The organism is Legionella bononiensis, from assembly GCF_016786215.1.
Lineage (GTDB): Bacteria > Pseudomonadota > Gammaproteobacteria > Legionellales > Legionellaceae > Legionella > Legionella bononiensis.
Genome location: NZ_JADOBG010000021.1, coordinates 201,767 through 219,062 on the forward strand (window position 1 = coordinate 201,767; position 17,296 = coordinate 219,062).

Here is a 17,296-nt window from a genome sequence, read left to right on the forward strand (position 1 = left end):
CTGTCAGGTTAATTCAGTTATCGCTTGATTCGCTAAAGCATCAACCAAATCATTTTCCAAATGACCAGAGTGCCCCTTAACCCAATGCCAGGTTACTTTATGAGTTGAAGCGAGTTGATCTAATGACATCCAGAGATCGGCATTTTTTACCGGTTCTTTTTTTGAATTGCGCCAACCATTTTTTTTCCAGGAGGCGAGCCACTCTTTCATTCCTTGCTGGACATATTTAGAGTCTGTATATAAATCCACTTCACAGGGACGCTTTAATGATTCCAGGCCCTTAATCGCAGCCATTAACTCCATTCTATTATTTGTGGTATGTGCCTCACCACCATGGAGAGTTCGTTCAACGCCCTGGTAACGGAGTAAAACACCCCATCCACCAGGCCCAGGATTTCCTTTACAGGCACCATCTGTATATATTTCAACAATCATAAGAATAAATCTGTATATAGTTCCAAATCAGACTGCATAGCATAACAAGAAAAATCAGTTACACCAGCACGTTTTAAAACATCTTCATCAATAAATAAATTTCCTGTAATTGATCTTGAGGGTTGATTGATAATCCAATGTACCGCATCGGCGATAATCTGTGGTTTTCGACTTGCCATATACATTTCCTTTGGGAAATGAACACGGATGGCATCTGTAGCAATAGTTGTTCTTGGCCATAAAGAATTGACAGCAATACCGGCCTCTTTAAACTCATCTGATAATCCGAGAGTACACATGCTCATACCGTATTTACTGAGGGTATATGCCAAATGCGATGCAAACCATTTTCTATCCATATTCAATGGTGGCGATAAAGTCACAATATGAGGATTAGGGCTTTTTAACAAATGAGGAATAGCTGCCTGAGAGCAAGCAAAGGTTGCTCTGGTATTGACCTCTTGCATTAAGTCATAACGCTTCATTGCAGTATTCAATGTATCGGTTAAACTGATCGCACTTGCATTATTAATTAACACATCAAGTCTGCCAAAAGTTTCAATGGTTGTCTTCATTGCACTTTGAATTTGCAACTCATCACGCACATCAACCATTAAAGGCAAGGCTTGTCCACCCAGATCTTCTATTTCCTTTGCAACAGTATAAATAGTCCCTTCCAGTTTGGGATGGGGTTCCGTGGTTTTAGCAGCAATAACAACACATGCTTTTTCAGCAGCACATTTTAAAGCAATTGCTCTGCCTATTCCTCTACTGCCGCCAGTAATAAAAATTACTTTATTCATTTAGTCCCTCTTCTTTTGATTCCAGCAATATAAGCCAAAAACAAGCGCATTAATGTTCCATATGGAGGATAGAGTAGTGTTCCCGGAGAAAATGCTCCTTTTATCAACACAGGTTTTAGTTTAGAAAACGTATCAAAGCCTTCTTGCCCATGATATTGTCCCATTCCACTTGGACCAACACCACCAAAAGGCAAATCGTCTATCGCGATATGCATTAGCGTATCGTTAATAGTTAAAGCACCGGATAAAGTTCTGGTTTGAATAAACTGCTTCTCAACATTGTCCTCTCCAAAATAATATAGGGCTAAAGGATTGGGTAATGCGTTGATAAAAGCTATTGCATCCATAAAAGTGTTATAACTCACTACAGGCAGTATAGGTCCAAAAATTTCTTCTTGCATGACCCTCATTTTGGCGGTGACATCAAATAACAAATATACGGGTAGTCTATTTGAATGTTCATTTTGCTTACCAAATTCAACGACACGCGCGCCTTTCGATCGAGCATCTTCTACCAATGCCAATAAACGCAGTTTATGAGTGTCATTAATAATATTGGAATAATTATCATTGTTCATCAAATCCGGATAATGCTTCTCAATGAATTGCTCGAATGCCTCTTCAACAACTTCCTCCCATCCTTCTGGAACTAACAGGTAATCAGGAGCAATACAGGTTTGTGCCGCATTGAACAATTTCCCCATAAACAAGCGATTAAAATAATTTTTATTCATGGTGGAAGACAATACAGCTGGAGATTTACCTCCCAGCTCCAGAGTTATCGGGGTCAGACGCTCACTTGCTGTTTTCATGATCAGTTTTCCAACTGCTGTCGATCCGGTAAACATTAAATGTGCAAAGGGTAAGGATGAGAATTTTTTCGAAGTCTCTACGTCACCATTGACAACCTGAATGTACTTATCCAAACCTGTTGAATGAAATATCGATTGGAGTACTAAACCAGTCTCAGCAGATAATTCAGACATTTTAATCATTACCCGATTACCGGCAGCCAAAGCATAAACTGCTGGGACTACGGATAAATAAACGGGATAATTCCAGGGAACCAGATTCCCTATGACGCCTAAAGGCTGTGGTACTACATAAGCAGATGCTGGAAAAAACAACCAGGATACCTCTTTATGTCGTTTTCTCATCCAACGCTTCATTTTTTTTAAACAATAATTAATTGCGTTGATTGTAGGGAAAATTTCAAGAAATAAAGTTTCTTCCACCGATCGATGGATGAAATCCTTATTGATTGCTTCAGCTATAGAATAAGCTTCAGTTTGCAAAGCCTTTTTGATATCCATCAAAATTTTTTTTCTTTCGCCCAGTGAAGGATAGGGATTTAAGTGATGCTCATGATCCAGAGCTTTGAATTGAGAGTTTAAATCCATAATTGTGCGTCCTATCCTATGGTTTCAACATTCAAATGAGCTAAAGTAAAATCTTCAGCAAGAATCCTGTGTTTGATTTTGGCAATGTCAGGCGCAAAATATCTGTCTCTATCATAAGGAGCAATATCTTCCCTTATTTTTCGATATATCTCATACAGTTGAGGAGAGGTTTTTAACGGTTTATGAAACTCAAGTCCCTGACAGGCAGCAAGTAATTCAATAGCAAGAATCGTAGCAGTGTTATCGTTCATTTCATATAGACGACGAGCTGCGCTGGTCGCCATAGAAACATGATCTTCCTGGTTCGCTGATGTAGGAATGCTATCAACAGAATGGGGATGAGCAAGTGCTTTATTATCGCTGGCACAGGATGCTGCGGTAACATGAGCTATCATAAAACCTGAATTCAGCCCACTTTCCCTCACAAGAAATGCCGGTAAACCACTAAAATTCTTATCAATCAACAAAGCAATCCGTCGTTCAGCATTTGACCCCATTTCGGCAATGGCCAAAGCAAGATTATCTGCAGCCATCGCAATTATTTCACCATGAAAATTTCCTCCTGATAATATATCCCCATCCTGGGCAAAAACCAGAGGATTATCAGAAACAGCATTCGCTTCAACCTGCAGGGTAGCGCCTACAAACTGTAATTGATGAAGTACAGCACCCATAATTTGCGGTTGGCAACGTAATGAATAAGGATCCTGTACTCGATTACAGAGTCGGTGCGATTCCCTAATCTCGCTACCAGACAATAAACTGCGGTACATTGACGCCACTTGAGTTTGCGATTGATGACCTCGCGCTTCATGTATTCTGGCATCAAAAGGTACATCACTTCCACATGCGGCATCTACAGACAAGGCACCGGCAATAACCGCCGTTTCAAAAAGGGTTTCACAGGTAAATAAAGCCATCAATGCCAATGCGGTAGAAACCTGCAAGCCATTAAGAAGAGCTAAGCCTTCTTTTGCTTCCAACTCTATAGGTGCTAATCCAGCAATTTTCAAACCATCGACAGCACTGATTTTCTTGCCTTTATACCGTACCTGCCCTTCACCAAGTAAAGCTAGTGACATATGTGCCAAAGGAACCAAATCCCCTGAAGCACCAACAGAACCCTTTGCAGGGATACATGGATATACTTTATGGTTGTAGAGTTGCACCAAAGCTTCAACCACTTCAATTCGAACTCCAGAAAACCCTTGAGCCAAATTATTAATTTTAAGCAGTAATATTAATGCAACCACATCATCAGAAAGTAACTCACCTGTTCCACAGGCATGAGACAGAACAATATTTCGTTGCAGCTGTTTCAAATGTTCGTTTGAAATAGTCTGATTCGCCAAAGAACCAAATCCAGTATTAATACCATAGACTGTTTTTTTATCTTTAATAACTTTTTTCACGGTTTGGTGCGACGCATCGATTAAGCCCAAAGCAGTATCGGATAAGGAGCAAAGCAAGCCATTTGTAATAGTGTATTTAATAGACTGCAGGGTCAATTGCCCTGGTTGAAGTATAAAGCCTTCAGACATTTACTTGCTCCTCTTGAGATTCCATAGGTAACCATAATGAATTTTCTTTTGCACATCGTTTTGCAAGGTCATATCCTGCATCAGCATGTCTCATTACTCCGGTTGCCGGATCATTATGTAAGACTCGGGCCAATCGTTGTGCTGCTTTCGCAGTGCCATCCGCTACAATAACGACACCAGCATGTTGAGAGAATCCCATGCCAACACCACCTCCATGATGAATACTGACCCAGGTAGCTCCACTGGCACAATTTAACAATGCATTAAGTAAAGGCCAGTCCGAGACAGCGTCGCTGCCATCCAACATCCCCTCAGTTTCTCTATTAGGGCTGGCAACTGATCCGGAGTCCAAATGATCTCGTCCGATAACTATGGGCGCTTTCACTTCTTTATTTTTAACCATTTCATTAAATGCCAAGGCTAATCGAGCTCGGTCCTTTAAACCAACCCAGCAAATTCTGGCAGGAAGCCCCTGAAAAGCGATTCTCTCTCTGGCCATATCAAGCCATTGATGCAAGTGTTTATCATGCGGAATCAGTTTCTTGACCATCCTATCAGTAGCGTAGATGTCTTCAGGATCCCCTGATAAGGCAACCCATCTGAAAGGTCCAATTCCTTCACAAAATAAGGGTCTGATATAAGCAGGAACAAATCCCTCAAATGAAAAGGCCTGTTCTTCCCCTGCTTCCAATGCCATTTGTCGAATGTTATTTCCATAATCAAATACAGGTATTCCTTTCTTTTGAAATTGAAGCATGGCATGCACTTGAATAGCCATTGATTTTTTAGCAGCGTCGACAACTTGTGCAGGATCTGTTTTTCTCATGTCACTGGCCTGCTCCAAAGTCCAACCAGCAGGAAGATATCCGTTCAACGGATCATGAGCACTGGTTTGGTCAGTGACCAGGGATGGATGAGCGCCACGTTCAATCAATTGAGGATAGATTTCTGCGGCATTACCCAATATTGCTACGGATATAGGTTGTTTTTTTTGACATGACTCATTAATCCATGCCAAGGCCTCATCAAGATTATCAGTAAATTTATCAAGATATTTCGTTTTAATTCGTTTTTCTATTCGACTTAAATCACACTCAACGGCAAGAACACTGGCGCCAGCCATAGTGCCAGCTAATGTTTGTGCTCCACCCATACCCCCTAATCCACCTGTTAGAATCCAACGACCTGATAAATCGCCGTTATAATGTTTTTTAGCAGCAGCAATAAAAGTTTCATAGGTACCTTGAACAATCCCTTGAGAACCAATATATATCCAGCTTCCAGCGGTCATTTGGCCATACATCATCAGGCCTTTTTTATCCAACTCATTAAAATATTCCCAATTAGCCCAACGCGGAACTAAATTGGAATTGGCAATAAGAACTCGTGGCGCGTCTTCATGGGTCGTAAAAACACCAACGGGTTTTCCTGATTGAATTAATAAAGTCTGATCATCATCCAATACTTTTAATACCTGGACGATTTTATCAAAACAATTCCAGTTTCGGGCTGCCTTCCCCAGCCCACCATAAACAATTAATGAATCCGGATCTTCTGCTACATCGGGATCCAAATTATTGCATAACATTCGTAAAGCAGCCTCGGTCAACCAACTCTTGGTTTGTTTTTCCGTGCCTCTATTCGCAGTAATTACCCGCTTATTCTTGTTATCATTCATCAAGAATTCTCCATTTCTAACAAAATTAGAAACATCATACACGAGACAACTTTCTGCGTGAATGCAGTATTAAGTTAAATTCATTGATTCAGACACTTTAGGGCGAATTGGGAACACACCTGCTGATGGAATTAATATACAGAGACATTAAGTTGCCTGTTACCCACAAAACGCCTCAATAACCCCGTAATATGACATCCTGAATGCAAGGATTGCAACTAGCATTAAGTTTGTCTTAATAAAATACTCAATGTTTCATTTCAAAAATTATCAAGATCTCGCTAAAAATAGCCTTCTCCCCCTGGGAGAAGGCTATTCTTGCGAGATCTCGATAACTTTTTGAATTGAACAATGTAAGAAGGGATCTCTTGAAACTATGAGGAGCTTGCTTTTGAATGATCTGACTCGACTTTTATCCTTTTTCTTGATTTAACTCTTCATTTTTAGACGGAGGTTCAGTTTCCCTCCTTAAAAACTCTTCATCTAATTGCCCTACCACTCGAATAGCCTCTGCAATTGAAGTCGTCCCGTCCTTAACCAGCTCAAGGACTGATTCGGATAATGGATGATAAGTTTTACACGCTAATGCTGCTTTGACAAAAGCTGCTGAATCATTCTGGCGTAAAGCATTCAGCATATCCGTATTTAGCTCCAATAACTCATAAATTCCCACTCGTCCATAATAACCGCTGTAGTTACAATGCGAGCATCCTACTCCTTTTTTAAAAGAAAGTTTAGGATCAACCTTCATTGATAGAAGCCAGATTAACTCATGTTCATCAGGTTTTTCTGTATAAATACAGAATTTACAAAGTGTACGAACTAACCTTTGACCGATGATTGCCTTTACTGCAGAGGCGACCATATAACCTTCAACCCCCATATCGATTAATCGAATAGCTGAAGTCATGGCATCATTAGTATGCAAGGTAGCAAGTACCAAATGACCCGTAACAGCTGCTCGCATTGCGATTTGAGCGGTTTCTGGATCACGGATTTCACCCACCATAATAACATCTGGATCCTGGCGCAGCATGGCACGTAGAACTCGTGCAAAAGTCAAATCGATCTTGGGGTTAACCTGTACCTGATTAATTCGGCTGATGCGATATTCGATAGGATCCTCAACCGTTATAATTTTACGCTCGGGTAAATTAAGCCTGGCGAGAATACTGTATAAAGTTGTTGTTTTACCACTTCCTGTAGGACCAGTAACCAAGAGCATCCCATAAGGCTTGGAATAGATTTCTTCGATACGTTTTACTGTTTCAGGATCAATTCCAAGTTGACTTAAATCCGTCACTTCACTGGATTGATTCAGTAATCGCATTACTACGGCTTCCCCATTCGCGGTTGGCAAGGTGGATAAACGTACATCAAATGAATTACCCTTGATTTTAAAATTAAAGCGACCATCCTGTGGAATTCGTTTTTCAGAAATATCCAGATGGGCACGCAGCTTTAATCGCTGAATCAAGGCACTGACAATACGCTTTTCATCTAAGATATTCTCATGAAGCTGGCCATCGATACGAAAACGAATACGTAACGATTTTTCATCAGGTTCAATATGAATATCTGATGCTCTGGCTTGAACTGCATCATGAAACAGGGAGTTTAAGAGTTTTACTACAGGTGCCTGCTCATCACTTTCTTGTAGTTCATCAAACAACTCATCTTCTTTTCCGCTCAACTCCTCAATCATCTCTCCAGAAAGCTCATGGGCAAAAGTTGATATTTCCTGAGTCCGGCGATAAATTCTATCTATTGCATTTAATAACGACATCTCGCTGATAACGGCTAATTTTAACGGCTTTTTTAATACCTTTGAAATCGCATCAAAAGCAGTAATATCTTGAGGGTCAGCCATCCCAACTAATAATTCACCATCTTTCTCACCAAGAACCAATGCACGACAACGTCGTGCGTATGTTTCAGGTAACAAATGAGTATATTCAGGTGAAAGTTCGTATTTATCCAAATCTATATATGGAATATTCAATTGTTTGGCAAAAAGTTCAAGAACATCATGCTCCGAAACAACGCCCATATTTATCAGGATTCTTCCAAATTTATCACCGGTTTTTTTTTGCAACTCCATAGCCTGATCAAGAGTCTCCTGGTTAATTAAGCCTGCATTAAGCAAAATCTCACCAAGTCGTATACGCTTCATAACTATCCTTGTATTTTTTTCAAACGATTTTGAGCATATGCCCGAACCACCGTTTCACTATCCGGACTTTGGCTTGCCCGTATGTACGCTTCCTTTGCTTGATTCAGATCATGGGTGTATTCAAGCGAAATGGCATATCCTAACCAATACTGACCATTATTCGGATCAATCTGAATTAATGACTTAAATATTCCGCCTGACTCAACGATTTTCCCCTCACCTTGAAGTGCTGCAGCCAAAGTGCCATAAAAATCGGGATAGGTTTCTATGGGAGGATGATAGTTGGATAAATATTTCACTGCTTCAGCTGCTTTACCCTGTTCAAGAATTAATCTTCCCTTTATCGAAATAAGTGGTATATCTAAAGGCGTGTGTTTTAACCCTTCATTAACTACTGCTGTTGCCAAATCAAAATCACCATAGGTTAGATATAAAGATGCCAGATTTTCACTGGCATTCACTGCATTAGGAATTTTATCTAAAATTTCCTGTAATAGTTCTATTGCACGATCATCACGTCCCTCTTCGATTGATTGCAGTGCTTTATTCATTTGGGCATCATGCCATTCAGTAAGCGTTTGAGGCGCATAAACTTTATTTACGGTTGTCTCTTCTGGTTCATTCTGACTCTCCACCCAATCAGGCACATCATTCTGCTCAACAGCTAATTGAGGAGCCGGTGGTAATTCAGATTCAACAGCGTGCACGGGAGGAAGGGCAGGAATATAACTTATAGGCTTTATTGGTTCTAATGGCGCAGGACGTGAAAGAGAGTCTGCTATTACTATTGCAGGATCCTCCTGAGTTGGTGCTTTAGATTTTGATAATGAGTCACCAGCAATACTGATCAAGACCATTCCCGTGAGAATTATAAGCAGAAAAACACCGCCTGCCAGCAATCCCCACTTTATTCTAGCCAAATTATTACTGGGAACAGCCTGAAGAAGCGGAATTGGATTTTTAGTTCGTTGTTGTTTGGAAAGATCATTTAAGAGATCATTAAGCAAACTCATAAAGTTAATCCGTAATACCAAATCATGATAAAGAATACCAATACACCCATCGCTCCGATACCGAGAAAGGGTTTTATATAAGGCCGCCAGAGGAAGAGTTCGGAGCTTTCTGTATCAGCAATTGCTCGATTCACCGCATGACTATTAACCAAAGATTTACCCTGCCCATAAGCTACCAAAAGTGACTTGTGACAAAGAATATTCAATAATCGAGGTAATCCTCCACTGGCCTTATATAATCGTCGCTTCGCATACGATGTAAATAAACAACCGTACGTATAACCTGCCTTTGCTAAACGATGACTTAAATACTTATCCAGATCACCTCGGGCCAGCGGTTGTAATTCATATGAAAAAGTGAATCGCTGTTTTAGTTGACGAAGATTAATCTGAGCCAATTTAACGTCTAATTCAGGCTGACCAAAAAGGACTACCTGGAGCAGTTTTCTTTCCTCAGTTTCAAGGTTAGTCAGAAGTCGAACAGCCTCAAGACATGAATCAGGTAAAGCCTGTGCTTCATCAATGATCAATACTGTTTTTTTTCCAGCCCGATGTAAATCAAGAAGTCGCTGATTAATCGCTTCAAGCAGTTGATATTGTGTCCAATTTTCTTCTGGTTTAACACCTAGTTCACTTGCAACAGCAAAACGTAAGCCATCTGCGGTCTGATCGGGATTAGGTATGTACGCTGTAACATATTCATCTTTCAAACTATTTAATAAAATTCTACAGATCAAAGTTTTTCCAGTGCCAATTTCACCCACAATTTTAATAAAACCTTCACCTTGAGAAAGACTTAGCAAGAGAACATTTAATGCTTCCTGGTGGCTAGGTAGTTCACAAAAAAACTCTGTATTTGGCGTGAGTGTAAACGGCGCTTTAGTCAATCTAAAATGTTCTAAATACATCTCCCTCTCCCCAGTTTATCGTGTGCTCAGATTCTCTTTTGATTTTGGACCCAGCACAATTGGAGCTTCTCCTTGAGTACCATAGATATCAGGCCGATCTCCCAAATGAAAACCACGCTTAAGACTTGCAATTCTTCGAGTAGTATCCGTAAGATCTTTAATGTTGCTTTTCTGGTTAACAATGGTTGCTTTTAATAAAATCACCAGTTCACTTTTGTCGGAGTTTTGCTTGGTTCGACGTACCAAGGTACCTAAAAAGGGAATGTTACCAAACCAGGGTAGTTGAGCAATACCCTCTGTCGTTGCATCTTGCATCAACCCACCAATGACCACTACCTGACCATTTTTGGAATGGACTATAGTATCAGACTCTCGGATGGTGCTGTTGGCCAATGGCAGATCCAGAACACCACCTTGTGTACCCAAATCAATCACTTTTCGCTGATCTTTTACAAGGCTTACAGAAGGATGTATATGCAGAGTAACTTGTCCATTGGGATCAATTTGAGGGGTAACATCGAGGGTAATCCCAGAAAAGAATGGAGTTAAATTCACATTTAATGTGGGCTGCGTAACTAACCCTTGCGATACGATGTTTTGGTTCTGAGACACGTTAGTAACAAAAAACTCATCAAATCCCACTTTAATTGCAGCCTTCTGATTATTCATAGCTGATACACGTGGACTGGATAAAACCTGCACATTACCTTGGAGCTCAAGAGCCTGGATATAGGTGGTGAAATCACGGGGATTCCAATGGATATCGATTCCAAAACCCTGACCAGCAGCTCGAATAGCCGCACTTGAAAAATCGGCATTAGGTATGTCAACGTTCGTTCCAGTGAAATTCGACAGCGCATTAAGCTTTGCACCAAAAAGTTTCCAGTCAATGCCCATTTGAAACTCATTACTCAGATTGACCTCAAGAATTTTGGCTTCAAGAATGACCTGACGATCCATACTGTTCTGCACAACATCCAGATACTTTTCGACTTGTTTGAGCTCTTTTGGCATAGCCCTGACAACAATGATTCCAGCAACAGGATTAACTGTGACTGAACGACCATCCGTTTTACCAATAATATTTTCGAGAGTAAGCTTTAACGATTTCCAAAAATCGATATCACTTTTGGTTTCAACAGCGCCGATCACATTACTGTAACTTTGATTATTATTAATATTGGTAGGCAAAGAAGTCGTAGAGGTTGTTCCAGCTGTCCCTTGATTGTTTGAACCAACAGAAGTGACCTCTCCATTGCTTACGGTCATATTAGAGCTGCCCTTACGCTGCAACTCCAGGTAATTCACATTATAAATTTGGGTTTTTAAAGAATTAGGAAGTATTTCATAGCCGCCCTGAATTGGAATATAGGCGTAACCATAAACATCTTCAATGGATTGAAGTACTTGTTCAACAGTAACCTGTTTAAGGCTTAATGTAATAGTGCCTTTAATTTCAGGACTCACAACCATATTGGTTGATGTATCCGCAACAAGACCCATAAAAAAAGCCTGGGCAGGTACATTTTTCACTGCAATATCAAAACGTTGATTACTTGAACGAGCCCCTCCGGAGCGTACTTTCAAACTGGGTAAAAGTGCTTGAACGGCGTTACGATGAGGCATTCTGCTGTCTTTCGCCATTAACGTTTTATTATTAGCAATCCCTGTTTGCAATTCATTATCCATTTCATCAATTGCAGTACCTTTAACCGGCTTATGCATATTACAGGCTGTGAGGAGCAAAAGAAGTATAACTGTATATTTTTTCATCTACGTTTTGTCCACAGCCTTTTTCCAAATAAATACAAGATGACCTTGCGGCCAGAGTACAACAATACCACATGATTTTTATCAATAGCAAGGACGCGTGCCCCGTTAATGGAACTGCCAACACTGACAATTTGTTCATTTATCATTGCGAGTCGCCTCATTCGTCCAATCAATATACTTTGAAGATTAAAAGGGGTACCTTTATCTTTAGCTACAGGCTCCTCCGTGTTTACTTTAGGTTTGGTCGGGTCACTTAAATACGCCAGGCCAATATTCGGAATCAGCAAAAAAAACAGGAAGATGAAAGGGCAGAATAATTTGGAGTACCGGTTACTCATGGGGTAACTCCCTGCGCCACATTAGTCGTATCGGTAGGTAGTTTCAAAGTATAGAACTCAATCTCCGCGATCCCTTCTGGATACTTTTTGACGGTATAAGTAAATTTATCCCAATACAGACTCCAATTGAGCCCTTCCAGGCGCTTTAAATAATTCATTATAGGAAAATAGTTACCTTTTAAGATTAATCGGTAATGGGTATGCACTACATTCATTCGGTTTGATGCTTTCTGATTCGATGAGGCGTCACCAGACGAAACTTGATTTGTTGTCGGTTGAGGTTGAATTACAGCAGGTTGAGGTATGGTTGCTAAATCAACAATGGTTACCCCAAAAGTTTGTTTCAACATGTCATGCAACAATTTAGCTAAATCACGACTGCTGATGTAACGACGACGATAACGAGCAAACTTTTTTTCAATTTCATTCAATTGACTCATTAAATCTTTATAATCATTTAAAAACTGGACAGTATCAGGATTGTTTAGCAAGATATGAATAACTGTTTGCTTTTGCTTTAATTCATTAACTTGAGTCTCCAATTGCTGCGTTTGAAGGACACTGTCATTAATCGCTTTTTTTTGAGGATAATGTACTGCTAAGAACCATAATCCAAAAAGTAACGAAAGAACAATGATTAATAGACTGAATCTATCACGCTCGCTTAATTGTTCTATTCTGAGTTTAAACAACTGATAATGTCTTAAAAACAATAAGTGAATACTCATAGTCATTTCCCCCCGGAGTCCGTTTTAGTTGGGTCTTCAGAATCATCTTCAGAACCAAGATCATCCGTTGCTATAGAAAATTTTACGTAGGGGCGATTGGTTATTGCTTTTACATAAAACAAATTAAACACTATTTTTTTAAAAGCTGCTGTTTTCATTAAACGATTCATCAGCACTGATACATCATCAGGACGAACGGCATAACCACCAAGAGTGATACTGTCACTGTCCAAATTAATTGAAATTTGATTAAACCATAAAGATGCAGGTACAGTTTGAGCCAATGCATACATAAATCCGGAAAACCCGGGTCTTACAATCAGATGTTCTAAAGCGGCATAATCAGCACTTCGCTCCTCAACCTGATTCCTCAATGCCTGAATCTGATTTGATAATGAAATATTATTACTCAATAGAGGGTATTTTTTGACCAACTCGGTGTAGGTTTGGCTTTCATTAACTAATGTTTGTTGGAGTTCATTGAGATTACTACGCGCATTATATATGTGTACTCCCTTGAAAACAGAAATAATAAAAAGAAAAACAGTCACCCCGATAACTATCCAAACCATTTTTGTAACGGATAGTCTACTGCTGTCCTTAGGGAGATCGCGAAGAAAATTGATTGATTGAATCATTATTTCTCCCCGTTCAAATGCATTAAGGCGCCGCCAATTGCATAAAATGCCTCAGCCATAACCGGAGGAGTTATCTTCTGTTCGGACTTAAAATAGGCATTAACATCAAGTAAAAATACATCCTTTACAAGCTCTTCCTTTAATCGAAGAAATAAATCTTCTGCAGCATAGAAGCTTGGGGTAAAGAAAATTTTCTTAGGTTCAGGCAATTTAAGTTCAATTAAACAATAATCAATGGACCGCTGTATTTCCAGAACCATATCATGAATTGCAGTACTCTCAGGTTCAATTATCGAACGACTGATTGACAATGCCCGAGAGAGATACAAGCTGTCTTTAAAATAGATATGCAACCTGCAAACATTTGCGTCATAACTGACTACTATAGTCGGTGATTCAGGATCTATAGGAGCACGCCTCAGCAATTGGGACAACGCCAGCTCAGCAATGCTTATTGATGAAATATTAAGCAAACAACGCTTCAACAATTCGACTTTATTTATTAATTCATTTTGAGGCGTTACTGCGACAAAAACACGTTTTCGCAAGCCACCAGCACCGTGTAGCGGTACCATAAATGTATCCACAGCGATGTCGTTTAACGGGTAATCTATCATTCCTTTCAGATGCCAGCGTAAGGCTTTGGCCATCTCCTGCTCTGGAACTTCAAGCGCATCCATTAACAACAGCTGATATAAGCCCGGTGATAAAATAACCTGGCAAGGGAGACCAATTAAACTATATCGCTCAATTGCCTCTGATATTCCCTTGGTGAACAGTTCTGGCTTTGGATCTGGAAAATAATGGTGTTCACAAAAGCGTATGCTGCTACCCTCTTCAAGTTCTACAAGACTAAAACCATGTTCACTTAATAAACATGATAGTTGTCGTGAAGGTTTTTTCGCTTTGCCCAAGCCGAACATCCATCATCCTGATAATAAATGGTAAATCTAGTTTAACTGAGCCATTTTTGAATGTCGACTGCTATCTTGTTGATCCAGCATGGAAAAATCCTGTTCAAATGACCGTTCTTATTTCATGTTATTTAAAAAAACAGTATTAATCAGTTGAATGGTTTCATCCCCTTCTTTTAATGTCATATCGATTGTAATTGCTCTAACCAGGGCTGGAGTAGCAGTGCTATTAAAATTTGATTGATAATACGTCAATGTAAATCCCGTTACCACATCGCTAAGAGGCTGGGACGATATTCCTGTACGAGTGAGTGTTGGCCCAGGACTAACCCAAGTGTAAGTAATTGATTCACCATTTGATGTGGTAAAACTGACATTTGCAGAATTAATCACCGAAAAACTTACTGCCTGTTCCAGTTCTTTAGTCATTCGAGCCATCGCCAATGCGGCCTGATTATTTAAACCTGTAACATTTATCCCTGTAAAATAACTTGTAAATCCCGCATTTAACATCACCGAAGCAATTGAAAAGATGATCCCGGAAAGGACCATTACCATAATCATTTCAATGAGGGTAAAGCCCTTAGTTGTTCGCATAGTTGTATACGTAGGCCTTGATAATGGCATCTCCTGCTCCTGAAACAGTAATCGTAATAATTTTAGGGTTGGTTCCGGATATAATTGGTGTACTCACTGTGAAATTATTGGCAGCAGCGTAGGTCGAAAGAGGAGTGCATATTGCTAAACCAGGGGAAGTAGTGCATGGATCAGAAAGTGTTGTATACCCATTGATGGAGCGATTCATCAAAATAATTTGCATCCGCGCATTGGCAAGAAAACTTGCCTGAGTAATCGATGTGGGTGTATTGGCACGACTGAGGGATTCATTCAGACCAACCAATAATCCTCCGGCAATAATGCCAATCAGTACAACGAAAGCGATCAGTTCAATCAGGGTAAAGCCTTGTTGTAATCCTTTTCTCATGGTGTTCACCTAATGATTACGCCAGACAGTAGGAGTTGCACTTACTGCACCTCCGCCACCTGGAATACCCGTCACCGAGTTTAATGTAAAAGTCCCTCCCAAAGCGGTGCTTGTCCAATTAGTACCATCAAAATGATAGGCATTAGCAGAACTGGAACCAACGGCCATACAATCATTAGTTGCATTACAATGGACTCCTAATAAATTGACAGAGCTTGGGGCTGTTTGGGCAACACAGGAGGCAGCGGAAGTGATAGGTAATGAACATTTAAAATTAACCCCATTATTCCCTACCAAAATACACAGACTGGTATTTGGACAATGTACGGAATTTAATGAATTATTAGTCAGAGTATAAGGACCAGTCCACGCTCCATTGAAATAGTACACACGTCCATTACTTCGTACTGCAACACAACTATTCGTTTGAGGGCAATCTACATCATTCATAGTACTGGCCAGACTAGTCAGATTATTAAATGGGACTGTGGTATTCGAAGAAAAATTGTAGGCACGATTACTTCCTACCGACATACAAACACCACTGATACAGCTCACGCCTAGCAGGTTAAAATTATTGCTGGCGAGATAAGAAAAAGTCGCAGGAAAAGTATAACGATACATCAATCCCCTTGGAGGTGATACACCACTGCCAACTATCCAGCAATTGGTGCTTGTATCGCAGGAAACATCTTGAAAACCTCCACCGGATATACCCGACAATGCCAGTGCTCATGACACACCATTATATAAATAAATTGAACCAACTGAAGCAGAAGTGCTTCCGACAGCAATTCCGTTAGTCAAGGTATTGAATATTCCTGTAAAGGTAAAATTGACTGGTCCTGTCAACACGGTTGACCACGAAGAACCATCAAACTTGAGGATAACACCACTGGTGCTGCTGTTAACCCCTGCGGCAAAATAAGTCGAAGGATTAGATAATAATACCGCCTGTGACAATGTAACCTGGCCACTGGGTGATGTTGCTGAGGGGGAGCTTCCCTGACCGATAATAATATATTGAATCTGACTTGCGGAAGCACCGCTGGAGTGAGCTGCTGCTGCAGTACCATTTTGCCCTCGACGGGCATGTTGCAATGTTGCTCCACTGATTCCATCGTAGTATATGGTCTCTGAATCAACAGTAATCGCGCCAAATGTCGCTAAACCCGAAACTGAATTTAAAGGAATTACAGTCGATGAAGCGGTTATAGCAGAAGATAGAGTAGTAGAACCAGTATTTTTAGTACAACTGTACTGATACTCCCCTTGCCCGCTGACAGTAACTGCTGGCTGCCAACTCCCGTCACACCATGCTGTTGCAAGTGTGAGCTCGTAGGTTCCTTGTTCAATGCCTGTCTGTGCCAGATCGTAAGCACGATTTGCAGAAATGGAACTGACACTCGAATTCGTGCCACTGAGTGTCATCGCAACAAATGCACTTGCAAGTGCGGCTACAATAACCAGGAGTATGGCAATAACCATCATTAAAAAACCGCGCTGATTATCCATTCACAAACCCCGTTTCAGGTGCCACTGTCAGCGCGTTTGAACCTTCACCTGTTGCAGTCACTGTAATAGTCGCTGTGGATGAATTGGATGGAGTACCTGATGCATCAAAAGTGATGCTGCTGCCGGATAAAGAAACCCCTGCCGGCATGGCAACGTTGACTGCACCTCGAGGAGGGGTTGGAGATATAAAATAATTAGTCGCGGAAATATTGATGGTATAAGATGTATTTAAGCTCATGGCCAACGTTTGAGTGTAACGAATATCTCTCTTTAATTGCTCCGAGATTGAAATTAAATTAAAGCTTCCCGCAGAAGGGTAATTCATGATTACCGCTACAGCTAAAATACTAATCACAACGAGGACCGCAATAAACTCGATAAGGGTAAAACCGTGTGTAGGTCGCATCATATTCTACCCTGCTCCATCTCCTTTACACGCTGATTGAAGTACCTG

General features: G+C 40.4%; 18 protein-coding genes. All 18 read right to left on the reverse strand.

All coding sequences use genetic code 11. The features are described from left to right. Positions 1-3 precede the first annotated feature (3 nt). The 18 genes from rnhA to IZU94_RS13590 all read right to left on the reverse strand — a co-directional run bounded on the left by rnhA (position 4) and on the right by IZU94_RS13590 (position 17,251). Positions 4-435 (reverse strand): ribonuclease HI, encoded by a 432-nt coding sequence (rnhA, locus tag IZU94_RS13505; RefSeq protein ID WP_203111449.1) that lies wholly within the window; start codon positions 433-435, stop codon positions 4-6. Beyond that, positions 432-1,238 carry an SDR family oxidoreductase gene (locus IZU94_RS13510; protein WP_203111452.1) on the reverse strand — a complete coding sequence of 269 codons (807 nt, stop codon included), beginning with the start codon at positions 1,236-1,238 and terminating at the stop codon, positions 432-434. Before IZU94_RS13510 ends, rnhA begins: the two co-directional genes overlap by 4 nt. Beyond that, positions 1,235-2,638 (reverse strand): coniferyl aldehyde dehydrogenase, encoded by a 1,404-nt coding sequence (locus IZU94_RS13515; RefSeq protein ID WP_203111454.1) that lies wholly within the window; start codon positions 2,636-2,638, stop codon positions 1,235-1,237. Before IZU94_RS13515 ends, IZU94_RS13510 begins: the two co-directional genes overlap by 4 nt. A gap of 11 nt (positions 2,639-2,649) precedes the next feature. Next, positions 2,650-4,179, reverse strand: coding sequence for a histidine ammonia-lyase (gene hutH / locus IZU94_RS13520; protein ID WP_203111457.1), 1,530 nt, complete (start codon positions 4,177-4,179; stop codon positions 2,650-2,652). After that, entirely contained in the window at positions 4,172-5,857 is a 1,686-nt protein-coding gene (gene hutU / locus IZU94_RS13525; protein ID WP_203111461.1) for a urocanate hydratase, read from the reverse strand. Before hutU ends, hutH begins: the two co-directional genes overlap by 8 nt. A gap of 412 nt (positions 5,858-6,269) precedes the next feature. Then, a complete protein-coding gene (locus IZU94_RS13530; RefSeq protein WP_238400440.1) occupies positions 6,270-8,030 on the reverse strand; it encodes a GspE/PulE family protein in 1,761 nt (586 codons plus the stop codon). Between the two features lie 2 nt (positions 8,031-8,032). Next, positions 8,033-9,043, reverse strand: coding sequence for a tetratricopeptide repeat protein (locus IZU94_RS13535; RefSeq protein WP_203111463.1), 1,011 nt, complete (start codon positions 9,041-9,043; stop codon positions 8,033-8,035). Beyond that, a complete protein-coding gene (locus IZU94_RS13540; RefSeq protein WP_203111466.1) occupies positions 9,040-9,951 on the reverse strand; it encodes an ExeA family protein in 912 nt (303 codons plus the stop codon). Before IZU94_RS13540 ends, IZU94_RS13535 begins: the two co-directional genes overlap by 4 nt. Positions 9,952-9,966: 15 nt before the next feature. Further along, on the reverse strand, positions 9,967-11,676 hold the full coding sequence (locus IZU94_RS13545) for a pilus (MSHA type) biogenesis protein MshL (protein WP_203111469.1): 1,710 nt from the start codon (positions 11,674-11,676) through the stop codon (positions 9,967-9,969). A 44-nt stretch (positions 11,677-11,720) separates the two neighbouring features. After that, positions 11,721-12,062, reverse strand: coding sequence for a hypothetical protein (locus tag IZU94_RS13550; RefSeq protein ID WP_203111472.1), 342 nt, complete (start codon positions 12,060-12,062; stop codon positions 11,721-11,723). Then, positions 12,059-12,790, reverse strand: a complete 732-nt coding sequence (locus IZU94_RS13555) for a hypothetical protein (protein WP_203111474.1) — start codon at positions 12,788-12,790, stop codon at positions 12,059-12,061. The genes IZU94_RS13550 and IZU94_RS13555 overlap by 4 nt, the downstream gene beginning before the upstream one ends. Positions 12,791-12,792: 2 nt before the next feature. Continuing rightward, entirely contained in the window at positions 12,793-13,428 is a 636-nt protein-coding gene (locus IZU94_RS13560; RefSeq protein WP_203111476.1) for a PilN domain-containing protein, read from the reverse strand. After that, entirely contained in the window at positions 13,428-14,351 is a 924-nt protein-coding gene (locus IZU94_RS13565) for a hypothetical protein (protein ID WP_203111478.1), read from the reverse strand. Before IZU94_RS13565 ends, IZU94_RS13560 begins: the two co-directional genes overlap by 1 nt. A gap of 108 nt (positions 14,352-14,459) precedes the next feature. Next, positions 14,460-14,969 (reverse strand): PulJ/GspJ family protein, encoded by a 510-nt coding sequence (locus tag IZU94_RS13570; RefSeq protein WP_203111480.1) that lies wholly within the window; start codon positions 14,967-14,969, stop codon positions 14,460-14,462. Further along, positions 14,926-15,327, reverse strand: coding sequence for a type II secretion system protein (locus IZU94_RS13575; RefSeq protein ID WP_203111482.1), 402 nt, complete (start codon positions 15,325-15,327; stop codon positions 14,926-14,928). Before IZU94_RS13575 ends, IZU94_RS13570 begins: the two co-directional genes overlap by 44 nt. Before the next feature lie 9 nt (positions 15,328-15,336). Beyond that, positions 15,337-16,050 carry a hypothetical protein gene (locus IZU94_RS13580; RefSeq protein ID WP_203111485.1) on the reverse strand — a complete coding sequence of 238 codons (714 nt, stop codon included), beginning with the start codon at positions 16,048-16,050 and terminating at the stop codon, positions 15,337-15,339. A 9-nt stretch (positions 16,051-16,059) separates the two neighbouring features. Beyond that, positions 16,060-16,842 carry a hypothetical protein gene (locus tag IZU94_RS13585; RefSeq protein ID WP_203111488.1) on the reverse strand — a complete coding sequence of 261 codons (783 nt, stop codon included), beginning with the start codon at positions 16,840-16,842 and terminating at the stop codon, positions 16,060-16,062. Then, positions 16,835-17,251, reverse strand: a complete 417-nt coding sequence (locus tag IZU94_RS13590) for a pilus assembly FimT family protein (RefSeq protein ID WP_203111491.1) — start codon at positions 17,249-17,251, stop codon at positions 16,835-16,837. The genes IZU94_RS13585 and IZU94_RS13590 overlap by 8 nt, the downstream gene beginning before the upstream one ends. Positions 17,252-17,296: the final 45 nt, after the last annotated feature.